Consider the following 14,898-nt stretch of genomic DNA (forward strand, 5'->3'; position numbering starts at 1 on the left):
ACATGAGAGGCATGAACATCGGGACGCACGCGGCGCTCGGGGCCGTGCTGACCTGCGCAACGCTGGGAACACTGTTGTCGGGATGCGGCATCTTCCTCAATCCCGCCCCGCCACCGCCCGGTCCGCCTCGGACCCTGTCGCCTGAGGAACTGATCGGAACCTGGCGGGACGAGGCGCACGGACGCCTCACCTTCGCCACGGACGGAAGCTTTACTGCCACTGACGTCTGCGGCGACTACCTGACGTCCGGGGACGACGACATCGTGCGTGACGCGGAGTCTCCCGCCATGACCGGAACAGGGACATGGGACATCTCCACCTGGACACATGCAGGAGATCCCGGGCCGGTCACGACCATTCGAATCGAGCTCACCAAATGGTTCGCCGATTACGAGGCGGGCGGGACAGCCGACTCTCCCAAGCTATGGGTCTACATGAGCCTGGACAACGCCGAGTACTGCATCCTGAGCAAACGACCTTGAGAGCGGTGCTCAGGTGGACGGGTACCTCCAGAGATGCCGCTCGTCGAGCGTGCCGAACCGCACGTTTGCGCTGTCAAGGTCCACAAGGATGGGCCAGCAATCCAGCAGCTGTTGCCTCTCATCGCGTGAGGCGAGGTAGCGAACGGAGTTGTAGGGGGCGATCAGGAGCCCGTTGCTCTCCCGTACCCGTTCTGCATCGATGGCAAGGGGCGGTTCGTCGTCGCTCTGGCTGCGCTCCAGAAATGAAACCGCGAGCCTCAGGGCTTCTGCTCGTTCCAACATGTGTCTCCCATACGTCAGCTGATCCGCGGGGCACCCTGGGATCTGTCAGGGCGATCATGTGCCGGGCCGGATGCTGCTCCGAGCATCGAACGGGGCTGACCGCGGAAGTTCCCGGCCTACGCTGGCAGGCAACCGTTCATCCGCTGTGGGTCATGACGACGAGGTGCCCGTTCTCGCGCCCGGTGCGGTCTGGGCGGTCGGCGCGGTCATCCTCAACCAGAACGGCGAAGCCTGCGCCCAGAAACGAAGTTCGGATCGCACACGATGCCTGCAGATATCTGGGCCTGAACGTGAGCCGACGTCACCCGGCTCGGTATTACGCCGTAATAACCGGAGTCGCCGGCGTCCTGGATCCGACCACTCCCCTGCGCTGCCGCCCAGTATTACGCCGTAATACTGCATCGCTGGTCCTCAATCAGGTCCTCAACGTCCTCAACGGGCTTGATTGTCAGCTTCGGCTCCAGGAACAGTCCCTGGTACTGCGGCTTCGGGCGCTGACCAGCGTTGTCACGGTCTAAGGCTTGCGGCTGGCAGGGGAGTTGAGGCATGACGGGCTCCGTTCGTTCGGACTGCGGGAGAGCAGATGGGTGGGGTCATGTGACATCGGGGACGCGGCGGCCAGGTTGGTTGGTGCCGCGGTGCTTGTAGGCAATGGCGCCCCGGATGCTCGCCAGCAACGGGTCGGGGCTCTCCTTGGCTGCGACTTCCTCGAGCTCCTGGCGGGCGACGGCGGCTTCGGTGAACGCCCCTTTGAGGTCGCGGGCCCTGGCGAGGATCTACCGCTTCAACGCCTCCACGACTCGGGGGTTGACGGCTCCTGGCATCTTCCGGAGGATCGCGGCGAGCGTGGTCTGTTAAACGGGGGATGCGGTGTCGCATGTCTTCACCGGAGTCGGGGTTGGCTGCGGGCGCTGCGCCGGGCCGGTTTGGACGTTCACGTAAATCCCCGGGGTCGCGGTCACGTTATTCCCCAGGGGCTGACCGTGTGAGGTTGTCTCCGACTGTGGTCAGCATTTGGCCGAGCAGGTGGAGTGCTCGTGCGCGTGTGGGTGCTCTGCGTGTGGTGCCCTTCCAGTAGGCGTCCGTGAGCGTCTCGACTGCGGTGAGGGTGTGGTGGTCGTCGCGAGCGGCCAGAACCAGGGCGAATCGTACGTAGTCGCCAATGTCAGTGCCCTGACGGTGCTGGTCGGCGAAGCCTTGAAGCCGTGGGGTCAGCGCGGGCAGCGTACGGTCCGTCGGGAAGACCACGGCGAGGCCGGCCAGTGCCAGTCGGACCGATGGGCACTCGACCGCCCATCGGGCCAGCAGGTCCGGAGTGCAGGACCGGACGGCTTCCCGGGCCCGGTCCTCACTGCCGGGATCGGCATGTGGCGGTGTGTCCGGCCAGCACCGCGCGAGGTGGCGGTCTGCGACGGTGGCGATGTGGAACAGCAAGACCACGGTCTGGAAGCGGTGCTGGGGAGGTATTCGGTCGTCGACGGCCAGGGCCGTGAGCAAGGCGACGCCGTCGGCGGTGTGCGGCTGGCAGGTGTCCTGGTGGAGGATCGCGTTGTAGAAGTCGCCGAGGAAGAAAATGTCGTTGGCCCAGTGCGGGTCCGCCGAGGGTTCGAACAGCATCGCCGCCTGCGGCGGTTGCGGGCCTGGCAGACGGTCAGCGATGACATCGCGGAAGGTCCGCCGGATCGGCGGGCCGAAGACTCGACCAGTCCGCCATGCTTCGCGAAGGTCGGTGCCGGCAGCGTCATCCGGCAGACGCTCGGGGATGGCGTGCGTGCTCATGATCGGTGCAGCTTACTGTTGCTGGTCAAGACCCGATCCACGCATGAGCAGGGGCTCGAACCGGGAACGACTGGACGGCTCCGCCTCCGGCTTTCCCATGAGGAGAGGTGATCGTGAGGGTGGCGAATTACGTGATGTCCAACCCGCCCGGCATGGGGAAATACTTGAACGTCGACAGTCGGATCACAGGTGCCGTCGCGACGGCACCGACTGGCAGGCCTGGATGGCGTGGATGACTTCGTGGTCGGCTTTGCCGTTGATCTGCCTGGCGAGCTGCTCGCCAAGGAGACGGAGTTGTGCGGCGTAGGCGGGGGAGCCACAAAGGGCGGACCGTGTGCCCAGCGAAGACGGATTCCCAGGCTGGCGTGAGGTCCATGGCGATCTTGTCGGGGCAGGTCACACCCATGCCCCCTGTCGTTCCTCGGCGCGGGCGGACTGCTTGACCGCGTAGGCGCACAGGCGGGCTCCATACAGATCGAGGGCGTCGTCGGCGTCCTCCGTGTAGTGGTCGGCTACCTCGGGCCAGTTGTTCCAGTCAGCGCGGGCAGCGCGACGGTCGTCGTCGGTACGGAGCCCGGCCGCGGCGGCCGCCAATTGTGCCCTCACGTGTTGCTGCTCAGTCCAGGCGCGCCATTCCGGGTTGGCCATGGGGTCGGCGGCATTGGTCAGGGCTTGCTCATGGGTGGCGAGTTCGGCTTCGTGCTGGGCCTGGTTGAGGAGCGCGGCGCGGATGTAATTGGCGGGCTGCTGAGGGCGCCAGCCGAGGCACATCCCGTTGAGCTCGGCGGCAATTTGGGTGCTGTCGAGTCCGCGGTCGAAGAACGGTCGCAGGACGTACGCGAGGCGGCGAAGCCTCTCTGTCTGCGTCCAGTTCACCAGGGCCCGTACGCGGTGGGTCTCCTGGATCTCTCGCGCTGCTTGCAGGGGTGTACGACGCTTGTGCCTGTTGGCGTTGTTGCTGGTCTGGTGGGGGAGTGATGCGGTTCGACGGCCCGCGTGCGGGGTGTAGTTAAAACCCCCCTCCATCTGAACCTGACTCTCTTCATCAGCTGAGGTAAGGGAAGGGGGCTCACAAGATCGTTCAGCCGGGTTGTCCACGGGGTCCGAAGAAGCGTTGTCCACAGGGGCGGTCGTGGTGCCCAGGGTGTGCGCGTCGGGCATCTGTCGGTAGTCGACGACGACTCGTGCGGTGTACCCGGTGCCGATGATGCGGTGGCCGAGGGCGTCGTCGTAGGCGGACGGGATGACCGCGGCGTAGATGGTGGCGGTGCCCGCGTACCCGCCCAGACCGAGGGCCCGGCGGATATTCGTACGGGTGCCGTGCTGAACCCAGGCGAGGGCGCCCAGCTCACGGAGGTAGGCGACGTGTCGCTTCACGGTGGCACGGGACGTGTCGAGTCGTGCCGCGGTCCTGTCAAGGCAGTACCGGGCATGACCGGTGTCGTAGTCCATGCGCGCCCCCAAGTCCCGTGCGACGGCGAGCGTGGTGGCGTTCGCCCGCGGGTGCAGGCCGGCTGAGATCAGCCATTCCACGGCGCGAAGCCACCGACGCGGGCCGCTCCGGCGCGATGCGGTGTGAGCGACCTCCTGCGCGGCACCGCGAACCAGGGTGACCTGTTTCGCACTGTGCTCGCGCGTACGTTCGAGTACGGCGTGCGGGGTGATCGTGTCGCCAGACGTTTGCTGGCGCGGGATGCCGCCGATGGTGGGTGACTTTTGCCGCGAATCGCCCATCCGGGCGCGCGGAAGCTGACAAGCGGGTGCGCCGTGCTGCACTATGTACCCGTCCTCATCTTTGTTGTGGACGTACGCGAAAACCCCGGTGGGGTCTTCGTAGTGGTTCCGTCAGAACCTGTAGGTCGCTCGAAGCCTCGGGCCCGGTCGCCAAACCGGATCTGAGAGTTCGGGCCTTAGCTCGGTCGCCAAACCGAGCCGTATGAAGTGGCCGCGCACGGTGCGCCAACACCAGCGGCCGGCGGTAGAGGAAGTGCCCCCGCCAAGGGGCCCAGGACCTCCCGCTCAGAACGTCGCTATGTCACCTGATCTCCCTCGCTGGGTGAGGTCTGTGCCGATGCGGTGCGCATGACCATGTAGCTGGTCGTCTCAGCGACAACTCGCATCGGGAACTGGGGAAGCGGGCCTTGAGCTGTTGCACGCGCAACTCGGCCTCGGGGGAGGGGCGTGGTGTCGGACGTCATCGTCCAGCCGTTGTTCTCCCAGCCCTCAACTCGGAAGGTCTTCTTGGTGCGGTACTCCAGCCATGCAGGGCAGCGCTCCGCGAGCGAGCCGCGGAACTTGCAGAGGTCCTCTGACGGTGACCTGCGGCTGTGCCGGTGAGCGGTCGCGTCGACGGTCAGGGCCGAGGACTGCTCGGCCGGGCTGCTCATCGCGTGGCGTGGGTAGTGGTGACAGGGCCAGTGCGGTGCGTCGCCGGTGTGATCTTCACGGCGGACTGCTGGGTCCCACTGTCTGATAGCCCGAGTGTCCGGGTACGCTTCGCCATAGAACTGGCACCTTCTTTGGAGAGTGTGGTGTCGGTCGGCCCCCGCACCAGATGCGGCAAACATCTGGAGTACTGCGGGGGCTTTCCTGTTGTCTTAGTGACCCCGTCCGGCCGATCCCAATTCTGAGTGGTCGTCTGGCGCCAGGCGCAGCCTATCGGTTGAACTCACCACTCGCCTACCTCCTGGGAAATCGTGTCGTTGATCGGACTTGTCATCAGATAGCCAGCTCATCCCAAGGTTGTCCGGGGCCCGTTCGTGTCCTCCAGAAATCCGTTGAAGGTGAGCGGCAAGGCTGGTGGGGGCGTTGTCACGTTGTCGAGGGTGTTGGCGCTTGGCGAGGCGTCGGGGCGTGCTGGAGTCGGGTTCCGGCTCCGCACTCAGGCCGTGGCGGGTGGGCCGGCGGTGCCGGTGATCTGCTCCCAGATCGCGAACAGGCTCCCGTGCTCCTGGCGCCTGCCCGGCAGGCATTGGTCCACAGCGGCCTTGCTGGGCAGCGGGCCGAGGAGCGCGTTTCCGCGGGTGCGGCTGGTGGTGCTGGCCGAGTGCGGCACGCATGTAGTCTTCGCCGCGGCCATCGGGGCGCGCACGGTGGCCGAGACGCAGCTCGCCGACAGCGTGCTGCCGAGCCTTGAGGTGAAAGGGGTGCTGGATGAGATCAAGGTCCACCAGCGCGGCTCGAACGTCGACGAGATCGACGAACTCGTGCTCAAGACCTACCCGGTGATCTTCGGCGCGGGGATGCCGATGTTCAGCGGCGAGGCGTACGCCATGAAGGATTTCGCCCTGGAGGAGAGCCGCTCCTTCAAGAACGGTGTGATCGTCCGCCGCTACCTCAGGAACCGTTAGCGCGGCCCGGCCCGTAGGTTGGGCCCATGATCGAGCTGCTGCACATCACCGAGCGCGCCCTGTGGGAGAGCGCCCAGGCCTCCGGCACGTACGAGATGTCGACCCGGGGCAAGACGCTCCCGGAGGTCGGGTTCATCCACCTCTCCTTCCCGCACCAGCTGCGCGCCGTCGCCGAACTGCTCTACGGCACGGAGCCGGCGCCCGGTGAGCTGGTCGTGCTCGTCGTCGATGCGGACCGGCTCGCGGCGCCGGTGCGGGTGGAGCCGGTGGGGCCGCGCGGGGAGGAGTTCCCGCATCTGTACGGGCCATTGCCGGTGGGCGCGGTGCGGGAGGTGCGGGACTGGCCACGCCCCGAGAACCGCAGCCACAAGGAGCGGATGCTCGCCGGTGACCTCTACCTCGCGGACGATCCGGAGCTGGAGGCGGATGCGTTGCGCGCCGCCGACCTCGGCGAGCGGTACAACGCGGTCAGCGTCACCGACCTGCCCGCCCGCCACGCCCTGCTGCGCGAACTGATCGGCGAGGTCGGCGAGGACGTCGTCGTGCGGCCGCCGCTCCACGTCGACTACGGGCGGTACATCAGCATCGGCGCGCGGACGTTCGTGAACTGCGGCGCCGTGATGCTGGACGTCGCGCCCATCCGCATCGGTGAGGACGTGCAGATCGGGCCGAACGTCCAGCTGCTCACGCCGACCCACCCGCTGGACCCCGAGCAGCGCCGCGCCAAATGGGAGGCGGCGCGGCCCATCACCATCGGCGACAACGTGTGGCTGGGCGGCGGAGTCATCGTCTGCCCCGGCGTCACCATCGGTGCGAACACCGTGGTCGGTGCGGGGTCCGTCGTCACCCGCGACCTGCCGCCGGACGTGATCGCCGTCGGCAACCCGGCGCGCGTGCTCCGCGCCCTCGACGAGCCGAAGGACCGCCCGAGCCCGCCGCCGGTCTACAAGCGGGTCGAGGAGAGCGGCGAACTCGCCCGAGAGGCAGGAAACCAGTGATGTCGCAGCAGGCAAGGCGCAGGCAGAACCCTGAGATCGACTTCGCGCCGGTCCGAAACGGGATGGACTACCTGCTCAGCGCCGTCAGCCATCTCACAGAGGGGGAGACTCCACCGGGGGACTGTGACCTGAAGTACGCGGTCCTGCATATGCACGCTGCAGCCGAATTGCTACTCAAGGCCCGACTCGTGCGGGAGCACTGGAGCCTCGTCTTCGCCGATCCTGCTGGCGCCACCCAAGAGGATTACCAGGCTGGCCGCTTCAGCAGCGCGACGGTGAACGGGACGATCACTGTCTACCGTCCTGTCGGGGCTGCGACGCTGTTCCGGATGACGCGGTCGCTGATGCGCAAAGCGGCCTTCACCTCGTCGTGCAGATCGGCGGGGAATGCGCCCGCGCCGAGCGCGCAGGCACGGAGGATGTCACGACAGTCCTGCTCCTCCCGATCGGTCGCGAGGGTGGTCAACAAGGGGTGCGCAAGGATCTCCCGGGCGGCGTACCCGTCGGTCGTCTCTTTCGCCCGGCGGTGAAGCTCCGAGACCACCCGGCGCGTGGCCGGGTCATCGGGGGAGGCGACCACGTCCAGCACCGTGAGACCGAGCCGGGTATTGAAGACGGTCATGCCCTGCTCGTCCGCGCGGACGAGGTAGGTGGCCGCCAGGCCCTGCAGGTGGTGGTGGAACGGTCGGCTGGCGGCCCGGCGGCACAGGACGGTCAGGCAGCACGTGACGGCGTCCTCCCACGGCTCCCCGGGCTCCGTGTGGGCCAGGAGTTCCTCGGCGGCGGGGGTGTCACCTGCGGTGAGAGCGGCGAGGACGGCGACCTGGCGGCCGTCGAACATTCTGTGCCCGACGCCGCGGTGTTTCTCGATGTGGGCGAGCGCTTCGGCCCAACGGCCGGCAGTCGTCAGGGTTCGTGTCCCGTCGGCGAGGAGGACCCGCCACAACCAGGCGCGGACCTCTTGGCGGTCCTCGGTACTCGCGGTGAGGTCGGCCGGTACGGCGATGCCCTCGAACTGGGCGGCGGCTCCGGTGCTGACGGCGTCGTACAGGGCGAGTAGGCGTTGGCGGCCGTCGTCGGCGTGTCCGGCGCGGATCTGGAGGCGCGCGAGGTTGACGACCGGTTCGAGGGCCCGGATTGCGGTCATACCCGGCAGGGGGCAGGCGTGGAGGTAGGCGGCGGCGTGCTGATGGCACATCTCGCGGGCCAGCTCGGGCACGTTGAGGTCGGAGGCGACGAGGGCGGCCTGGTTGTAGACCGCGGAGGCCAGGCCCTGGTCTGCCTTGTCGGCGGCGTTGTCAGCCAGTTCAGTGAGAGCGTGCACGCGCGTGGGCAGCGGCAGGCAGGCGGGCCGGAAGCGTGCGACGAGCGGGAAGCGCTGGGCTATGGGTCCGTGCGAGTCCATGGTTTCCCCCGGGGGCGAGAGTAGAGAGGTGCGGAAACGTGGGTGCCCGCCGGTGTGTGGCCGACGGGCACCGACCGTTGGGGTGGGGTGTCACTGCCAGTCGACGATGATCCGGTTCAGGGGGTTGTCGATGACGAACCGGCCGGGGCGCTCCTCGACGGCGGGGGCGTCGAGAGATTGCAGTTCGAAGGTGGCTTCCCGTCCGCGGTACTCGCGGTCCCAGGTGCGGATGGCGTCGGCGACCTTCGCGGCCAGTTCGTCGCTGCCGGGGCCGTGGCCGATGACGCCGAACTCCCAGAGCTTGCCGCCCTCGGGCGTCTTCTGGTCGGACAGGCGGCGGGCGAGGTAGGTGATGGCGCCCTTGTCGACGGCTGCGGTTGATGAGGGGTAGGGGTCCTCGGTCAGCAGGGTGCCCTTGGCGGCCTGCGGGAAGTGCATACGGACCAGGCCGGACGGCATGGTGCAGGAGACGAACAGCTCCATCCACTCCGGCGACTCCATGGCGCGGACCATCATGCCGGTCCACTCCTCGGTGCGCGGCTGCTCCAGCACTCCGGCCAGGGCGTCGGCGTCGATGTTCTGTGCCGCCGGTGCGTGGAGCCGTACGGTGCCGTCCGTGCTGAGCGGGATGTCGCGGCGGTCGTCGTCGGCGATGCCTCGGCGCAGTGGCATGAAGGTGTTCATTTCGCTGCCGAGGGACACCCACCGGCCGTCGTGCTGCTCGTAGGCGATGGAGCGGGAGACGCTGCCCTTGAGCCGCTGTGGGGCCACGAGCCGGCCGCCGGGGGCGAGCTGCTCGAGCCAGGCGTGGGGGATGCCGTACGCGCCGACGGCGGCGATGATCCGGTCGTACGGAGCCCCCTCGGCGTGCCCGAGGGCGCCGTCACGGGTGACCGCCTCCACGTTGGTGAAACCGGCCGCGGCAAGGTGCGCGCGGGCTCCCTCGACCAGGTCGTCGTCGACGTCGATGGTCGTGACGTGGCCGCTCTCGCCGACGAGGTGGGCGATCAGAGCAGCGTTGTACCCGGTACCGGCACCGAGTTCGAGAATCCGCTCGCCCGGCTGGGCTTCGAGCTGGTCCAGCATGAGGGCGACAATGCCCGGCTGGGAGGCGCAGGAGATCGACGAGCCGTCAGCGTCGTGCTTGACGTCCACCACGTTGTTGGCATAGGCGGCCTCGAGCGTTGCGCCGGGCACGAAGAGGTGCCGGGGCACGGTGCGCAGGGCGGCCTCGACGGCGGGGGTGCGGGCCTGCCCGTTGGCCTTGACCTGGTCCACCAGGGCGTTGCGGAGCCGTGTGGCCGCGGCCTCGGAAGTGGTGAGGGTATCGGTGTTCACTGCGCTGACGCTATCGACTGTGGGCGGCGTTCCGGCTGATGAAGGGGTGTTTTCACTCGATCCCATGACTGCCTCTTTCGCGATGTGTGACAGGGCGTGCTGCTCCTCTGGAGAGAGGCCGGCACGGTTGGCGTGGAAGAGAATGTGGTGCGCGAGAACGGCGCGGAGTCCGCGGGTGATTCCTCCACCCGTGGCGAGGTCGGCAAGGGCCGCGCCGGTCCGCTCGAAGGCGGCCACCCATGGGGTATGTCCGGCGAGCGGACCCCCGGGGCGGCACAGAGTCGGGGTACTGGCGGTCATCAGCGTGCGCATCGCAGGGACCAGAGCGGAGGTCCTCTCCGGGGGGATCGGTCCGACGGCCGGGCGCAGGGCGGCGTACTTCGCCCAGACGTCACCCTGCTCGAACCAGTCCAGACCGGCGGCCCGCATCATCGCGCTCGCCAGGAGAACAGCAGTCTCCCGGCGACCGAGGCGCCCCGGGCCGGGCAGGTAGGTGAGCAGGTGACGGCTGTCGGCGTGAAACAGCTCGTGCGCCGTTTCCATGGCGTACCGGCCACCGAAGGCGACCGTCTCGGGCTCGTAGATGCCAGGCAGCCAGGAGCGGACGGTTCCGTCGCCGACGAGCTCGTCCAGGAGCCGCTCGACGAGTGGGGACGGTTCGTGCGCCTGGTAGCGGAGCGGCCAGGGCTGCTTGTTCATAAACCACCAGCCGGTGATCTGCCCGGCTTCCTTGGCTGCGAACAGCGCGGGGCCGAGACGTTCGGTAATGGAGCGCTGGGCGCTCTCGCGGTCGGCGAAGACGACGTTGTGCTGGTGCCAGTCCGGGGGCATGACGGTCCTTCGATCGGCGGTGGTCAGGCAATGAGGAGGCAGGCGTCCCATGCGGTGCGGGGCGGCGTAATGGTGGCGGGCGCCAGGAGTGCCAGGGCGATGCCCGCGACGCCGTCGAGGAACCCTGGTCCGGCTTCGTTCGCCACGATGGCCGCGGCGGGTGCCGGGTCGGTGCCGGGTGGGCAGATCGTGGCGAGGAGCGCCGGGATGACGGCCTGGAGCTGTCCGACGGTTGAGGGGTGTGCGTCGTCGGCGGTCCGGGCGGCGATGTGGGCGAGGCCGGCGAATCCGTGGCACAGGCCGTTGTCCGTGGTGGCCTTGAGCTGTGCGGAGTCGGTGAGGGCGGCTACGAGCGCGTTCTCCGCGTCGATGCGACGGGTGGTGTCGCCCAGGGCGAGGGCGGCGAGCTGCTGAGCGCGGGCCAGGCCTGCGGTGCCGTAGCACCACGACGGTCGCCGCGGCGTGGACGGGGCGAGTCTGCCGTCGCGAAGTTCGGCCCGGGTGACCCAGTACGGCCAGGCCGGGCCGTGGCCGCTCTCCTCCTGCCAGCGGTCGAGCCACGCAAGGATGGTGCGCATCGCGTCGTGGTGTCCGTCGACGACGGTGTCGTGCCGGGCGGCGAGGGCCAGAAAGGCGAGGACGCCGCCGATGCCGTGTGACATGCCCGAGTTGGCGTGCCCGTCGGGGAACCGGTCAGTGTCCGGCCGGCCCGTGGGTGCCGTCAGGGTCCACCAGCCCGGCAGGGTCTCGCCGTCGTGGGTGATCGGCTCGGTGAGGCGTACGCAGTAGTCGAGGACCGTGCGTACCGCGGCGCTGTCCGGGTTGCGGCGCAGGAGGTAGGCGCCGTAGCCGGACAGACCCCGGATCGTGTCGAACTCTGCGATCTCGGGGAGTTGTCCCGCGTCAAGGCGACGGTGCGCGGCCGTAAGGCGCCGCAGGACGTCCCGGGCGATCTGTTCATCCAACGTGCTGAGGGCGCGCTCGTAGGAGCCGGGCAGGTGGTCGGCGGCGCAGGCGAGGACCTGGGCGAGGGCGGGCGCCCCGTAGAAAGGGTGGCTGTCGGCCCCGCTGGTGAACGGCTGCCGGGCAGCGGCGGCGAGCCAGTCGTGGGCGCGCTGCCACGGCGCGAGTCCGGCCGCGGCACGCTCGATGTGCAGCAGCGCAATTCCCGGAAGTCCGTAGGCGATGTGCTGCCGGTCCTCGGCCGCAGTGCGGGGGCCCAGCGGGGCGGTGTCGGGGTCGGCCAGGAGGTCGGCCAGGGCGGTGGATAGCTCGGCAGCGAGAGCGGTCACGGGTGTGTCTCCTTTCTCTTCTCGGTGCGGCCGGTCCAGGCCAGGGCGGCGGCCCGCGCGAGGTAGAGGCACACCTCCTCCTCGGGGAAGTTCACGGCGACGTGCCGCACGAAATGCGTGTGCAGCAGCGAGGTAAGGACGTCGTCGATCGCGATGCCGTCGGTCTCCGGGCCGGGCAGGTGCGGCCGGTACGCGGCGAGCGCGACGTCGCGGGCGGCCCAGCCGGTGACGATGGCCGCACCGCCCGGCTCGGCGTGCAGCGCCGCCCAGCCGTCAGTGGGGTCGGCGAGCCGTACGGCGTCGGTGAACTGCCCGCGGGGGACCGGCTTCGGGGCTGCGGCCGGAACGTGGTCGATCAGCCACCGCGTACCGGCCTCGACGCTGCCGAGGAACGCACTGGTGATTGCAACGGTGTGCGCGACGACCAGCACACGCTGATGTGGGCGCCGCGGCTCGCGGAGCTGGGCGAGTACGGCGCGCGAGTCTGCCCGAAACACGTCCTCGGCGGCCTCCCACGCGCCACCGGAGCCCCACCGGCCCATCTCGCGGTAGGACGTGGGGAACCGCAGGTCCGACACCAGCCCGGCCGTGCGTAGTTCTTCCGCCCATGCGGCGACCTTCCCGGCGGTCTCGGCGAACGCGCCGGGGCCGGGCAGAGCGATGCGCAGACGGAGGTGCTGCTCGGGGTCGCGGAAGCGGATGTACCACCACGGCGGTGCGCCAAGGCGTTCGAGGAGGCCTGGTAGGTGCTGCGCCAGGAGGGTGTCCTGTCGGCGCAGGTCGCCGTACACCGCGGCAAGCAGCACCGAGGAGGCTGCGGGCGTCTGCATCTGCGCCGAGGAGAGCGTACGGGCCACGGTAGGTGCCGGCAGCGGCGGCCACCCCGGGGTCCGGGTCGCCTTGAGCGGCAGAACGACCTCGTGGGCGCGGCCGTCGCACCAGCCGTACGCCTCCGGGGCCGGTGCTTCGTGAAGGACTGCCGTACTCACACGGTCGAGGTGCTGACGCAGCAGCGTTCGGTGGCCGGCCTGGTCAAGGTCGAGGAAGAGATGGCGATCGGCCTCAACGAGGAAGACGCGCCGCGGTGCCCGCCGCCGTGCCCGCCAGTCCTCCAGGGCGGCGTCCCAGTCCGCCGCAGGGCGATCAATCCGGGGGAGATCTGCCGCGACCAGGCGCCAGCGTGCGGGGGCGAGGACCGTGCGGCCGTACCTGAGCCGGGGCAGGTACGGCATCGCCGCGGCGGCGCCCCAGTCGAAGAGGGTGACCTGGGCGCACTGGGCGCGGGACAGCTCGGTGAGGAACCGCACCATGGGCGGAGTGTGGTCCTGGAGGTTCAGTGCGTGCATCCCTACTGGCTCGACTCGGTGGCCGAGTGCGGGAGCGGTCAGGTACATGCGGCGGCCGTCGCAGGCCACCGCCAGGTCCTCGGGCGTGATTACCTGGTCGGCCGGAGCACGGTGTTCCTCAACGCTGAGCAGGGTGGGCAGAACCTGCGGGGTACGGGTGACGTGAGCGCTCTCGGGCAGCAAGGGCGGGAACGAGAGCTGCACCGGGACGGTGCCGGCGTCTGCGGCCGGCAGGTCGGACAGCTCCGCCGCCAGGGCCGCGCGGTCGTCGGGGGCCAACACGCTCAGGAAACGGCCGGAGGAAACTCCGGCGCCGCGCGAGACGCTGACGACCTCCAGCCGGAACCGGCCGCGCTCCAAATCCTCCGCACTGGCCGCGTACACCCGCACGCCGATCTCCAGGTGTGGCGGGACGCGGGGGCTCTCGGGTCCGACGTCCAGGTCCGCAAGCAGCTCGTCAGTGAGGACAACTTCGTCGCGGCCATCGAGTACCGCACTCTGCGCGATGCGCACCAGGGCGTCGTCCCGGGTGGAGAGCTGAGGTCGGCGCGGGCCTGCCGGGGCACCGGGGTACCCGTCCGGGAAGCCGGTGCCGCTATCCGCGACGACCTGCCCGATCGGCACCATCGTGCCGATGCCGTAACGCTCGTAGAACTTTTGGTGGTAGGCGCCCCAAGCGGCGGTGCCATACGGGCGGGCGCACACCCGTGTGAGGGCCCAGGCGGCGCGTTCGGCCTCGCGGGCGACCGCTTCCGGCAGGGCGAGGCGGGCGTCCAGGCGCAGGTCCAGCGCGAGAGGGTGACGGCGCAGGCCCGGCACTAGGGTCTTCATCCGCTGGGCTACCTGCTTCCGTGCGGCAGGGGTCTCGCATGGAGTCAGGTCAGCGTGGATCGCGTGCAGTTCTCGTACCGTGTCCGCGACGGCGCCGATGGCTCCGGCATCAGCGGCGTCGAGCTGATCAAGGAGATATGCGAGGGGGTCGGTCTCGGTGCTGGGCGCCTGCAGTTCGGTGAGCAGTACGCGGCGCCGGATCAGCCCCTCGACGAGTTGCCGCACCCGCCCCGGCGCGGTCCCGGGAAACTCTGCGGTCAGCTTGTCGGCGAGTGCATCGACTTGAATCGGTGTCCGGCTCCCCGTGAGGACTGTCCGTACGGGATCGGTCAGGGCCAGGGACGCCTCGACGGCGCGTGGCCCGTCCTCACGGCTGTCTGCCTGGAACGGCACGATGAGCCGGTCCCCGCGGACGCTGATTGTGTTGTTGACGAGGACGGTCAATCGGTCGAGCAGAGCAGGGCAGGTCTCCAGCCGCTGAACGATGCTGGCCAGCCACTCGGCTCCGGCGCGGGCGATAACGGTGTGCCGGGTGCCCCACTCCGCCCCCGCGCGGGGGCCGACCGTCGCCGTGGCGATACCGGCAAACAGACCGAAAGGAGTCGGTCGGTGCTGGGCCCGCTGGAGGTAGCGGGCAATGGAGAGGGCGGCGCGCCGCACGTCGCGCGCGGGGGGCTCCTCGGCGGCGCACAGGGCCTCGACTTGCGCGGCCAGCGCCGGCGCGGCGTGTTCGAGCGCTTCGGCGTTTTCGCCGACGGCCCAGATCTCGCGCAGCCACCTCATGCGGTCCCCCGTAGATGCGGGGGAGCGGCCATCGAGATCCGGCGTCGCGGGGCCGGTGAAGGCGGGGCACGCAACGGCGCGCACGAGAGCGGTTGTGCTGGTTCGGAACGTTGTGGTCGAAGCGGCCACCAGTGACCTCCGAGTGGGATAAGGGGGAGGGCGGTCGGTGCCGCTGCGCCAC

At 69.3% G+C, this 14,898-nt stretch carries 12 protein-coding genes and 1 pseudogene; 4 read left to right on the forward strand and 9 right to left on the reverse strand.

The genetic code is table 11. The features are described 5' to 3' along the window. The first annotated feature begins 2 nt into the window (after window positions 1-2). Entirely contained in the window at window positions 3-482 is a 480-nt protein-coding gene (locus tag ACNPQM_RS21610) for a hypothetical protein (RefSeq protein ID WP_418085344.1), read from the forward strand. 9 nt (window positions 483-491) lie between these two features. Here the strand turns inward: ACNPQM_RS21610 and ACNPQM_RS21615 are convergent, their stop codons facing one another. The 5 genes from ACNPQM_RS21615 to ACNPQM_RS21635 form a co-directional block, all read right to left on the reverse strand. Beyond that, window positions 492-764 carry a YrhB domain-containing protein gene (locus tag ACNPQM_RS21615; RefSeq protein WP_418085345.1) on the reverse strand — a complete coding sequence of 91 codons (273 nt, stop codon included), beginning with the start codon at window positions 762-764 and terminating at the stop codon, window positions 492-494. Window positions 765-1,727: 963 nt separating this feature from the next. Then, the gene (locus ACNPQM_RS21620) at window positions 1,728-2,543 is read right to left on the reverse strand and encodes a hypothetical protein (RefSeq protein WP_418085346.1); all 816 of its coding nucleotides are present in this window, start codon (window positions 2,541-2,543) and stop codon (window positions 1,728-1,730) included. A 396-nt stretch (window positions 2,544-2,939) separates the two neighbouring features. Then, complete coding sequence (locus tag ACNPQM_RS21625; RefSeq protein ID WP_418085347.1) at window positions 2,940-4,076, reverse strand: cell wall protein; 1,137 nt, start codon at window positions 4,074-4,076, stop codon at window positions 2,940-2,942. A 497-nt stretch (window positions 4,077-4,573) separates the two neighbouring features. Further along, on the reverse strand, window positions 4,574-4,930 hold the full coding sequence (locus ACNPQM_RS21630; protein WP_418085348.1) for a hypothetical protein: 357 nt from the start codon (window positions 4,928-4,930) through the stop codon (window positions 4,574-4,576). A gap of 494 nt (window positions 4,931-5,424) precedes the next feature. After that, window positions 5,425-5,598, reverse strand: a complete 174-nt coding sequence (locus tag ACNPQM_RS21635; protein WP_418085349.1) for a hypothetical protein — start codon at window positions 5,596-5,598, stop codon at window positions 5,425-5,427. Here ACNPQM_RS21635 and ACNPQM_RS21640 point away from each other — a divergent pair. From ACNPQM_RS21640 to ACNPQM_RS21650, 3 genes and pseudogenes are all read left to right on the forward strand, one after another. Beyond that, window positions 5,576-5,893: a hypothetical protein gene (locus ACNPQM_RS21640; RefSeq protein WP_418085350.1), complete on the forward strand. Its 318-nt coding sequence runs from the start codon at window positions 5,576-5,578 to the stop codon at window positions 5,891-5,893. The two genes, ACNPQM_RS21635 and ACNPQM_RS21640, sit on opposite strands and share 23 nt — an antisense overlap. A 26-nt stretch (window positions 5,894-5,919) precedes the next feature. Beyond that, window positions 5,920-6,237, forward strand: a pseudogene (locus ACNPQM_RS21645) (DUF952 domain-containing protein); the annotation flags it as partial. A 33-nt stretch (window positions 6,238-6,270) separates the two neighbouring features. Further along, window positions 6,271-6,891 carry a sugar O-acetyltransferase gene (locus tag ACNPQM_RS21650; protein WP_418085360.1) on the forward strand — a complete coding sequence of 207 codons (621 nt, stop codon included), beginning with the start codon at window positions 6,271-6,273 and terminating at the stop codon, window positions 6,889-6,891. Window positions 6,892-7,186: 295 nt separating this feature from the next. On the opposite strand, the gene ACNPQM_RS21655 is transcribed toward ACNPQM_RS21650, so the two are convergent. The 4 genes from ACNPQM_RS21655 to ACNPQM_RS21670 all read right to left on the reverse strand — a co-directional run bounded on the left by ACNPQM_RS21655 (window position 7,187) and on the right by ACNPQM_RS21670 (window position 14,717). Then, window positions 7,187-8,296, reverse strand: coding sequence for a hypothetical protein (locus tag ACNPQM_RS21655; RefSeq protein WP_418085351.1), 1,110 nt, complete (start codon window positions 8,294-8,296; stop codon window positions 7,187-7,189). A 90-nt stretch (window positions 8,297-8,386) separates the two neighbouring features. After that, window positions 8,387-10,465 (reverse strand): methyltransferase, FxLD system, encoded by a 2,079-nt coding sequence (gene fxlM / locus ACNPQM_RS21660; RefSeq protein WP_418085352.1) that lies wholly within the window; start codon window positions 10,463-10,465, stop codon window positions 8,387-8,389. A gap of 23 nt (window positions 10,466-10,488) precedes the next feature. Beyond that, the gene (locus ACNPQM_RS21665) at window positions 10,489-11,757 is read right to left on the reverse strand and encodes a lanthionine synthetase C family protein (RefSeq protein WP_418085353.1); all 1,269 of its coding nucleotides are present in this window, start codon (window positions 11,755-11,757) and stop codon (window positions 10,489-10,491) included. Further along, a complete protein-coding gene (locus ACNPQM_RS21670; protein ID WP_418085354.1) occupies window positions 11,754-14,717 on the reverse strand; it encodes a lantibiotic dehydratase in 2,964 nt (987 codons plus the stop codon). Before ACNPQM_RS21670 ends, ACNPQM_RS21665 begins: the two co-directional genes overlap by 4 nt. Window positions 14,718-14,898: the final 181 nt, after the last annotated feature.

This window comes from Streptomyces sp. NPDC056231 (genome assembly GCF_048270745.1).
Lineage (GTDB): Bacteria > Actinomycetota > Actinomycetes > Streptomycetales > Streptomycetaceae > Streptomyces.

What these genes read in the sequence shown, in the direction of transcription:
- ACNPQM_RS21610 (WP_418085344.1), top strand. Translation starts at nt 3, where the DNA reads ATGAGAGGCATGAACATCGGGACGCACGCGGCGCTCGGGGCCGTGCTG.
- ACNPQM_RS21615 (WP_418085345.1), bottom strand. Translation starts at nt 764, where the DNA reads ATGTTGGAACGAGCAGAAGCCCTGAGGCTCGCGGTTTCATTTCTGGAG.
- ACNPQM_RS21620 (WP_418085346.1), bottom strand. Translation starts at nt 2,543, where the DNA reads ATGAGCACGCACGCCATCCCCGAGCGTCTGCCGGATGACGCTGCCGGC.
- ACNPQM_RS21630 (WP_418085348.1), bottom strand. Translation starts at nt 4,930, where the DNA reads ATGAGCAGCCCGGCCGAGCAGTCCTCGGCCCTGACCGTCGACGCGACC.
- ACNPQM_RS21650 (WP_418085360.1), top strand. Translation starts at nt 6,271, where the DNA reads ATGCTCGCCGGTGACCTCTACCTCGCGGACGATCCGGAGCTGGAGGCG.
- ACNPQM_RS21655 (WP_418085351.1), bottom strand. Translation starts at nt 8,296, where the DNA reads ATGGACTCGCACGGACCCATAGCCCAGCGCTTCCCGCTCGTCGCACGC.
- fxlM (WP_418085352.1), bottom strand. Translation starts at nt 10,465, where the DNA reads ATGCCCCCGGACTGGCACCAGCACAACGTCGTCTTCGCCGACCGCGAG.
- ACNPQM_RS21670 (WP_418085354.1), bottom strand. Translation starts at nt 14,717, where the DNA reads ATGAGGTGGCTGCGCGAGATCTGGGCCGTCGGCGAAAACGCCGAAGCG.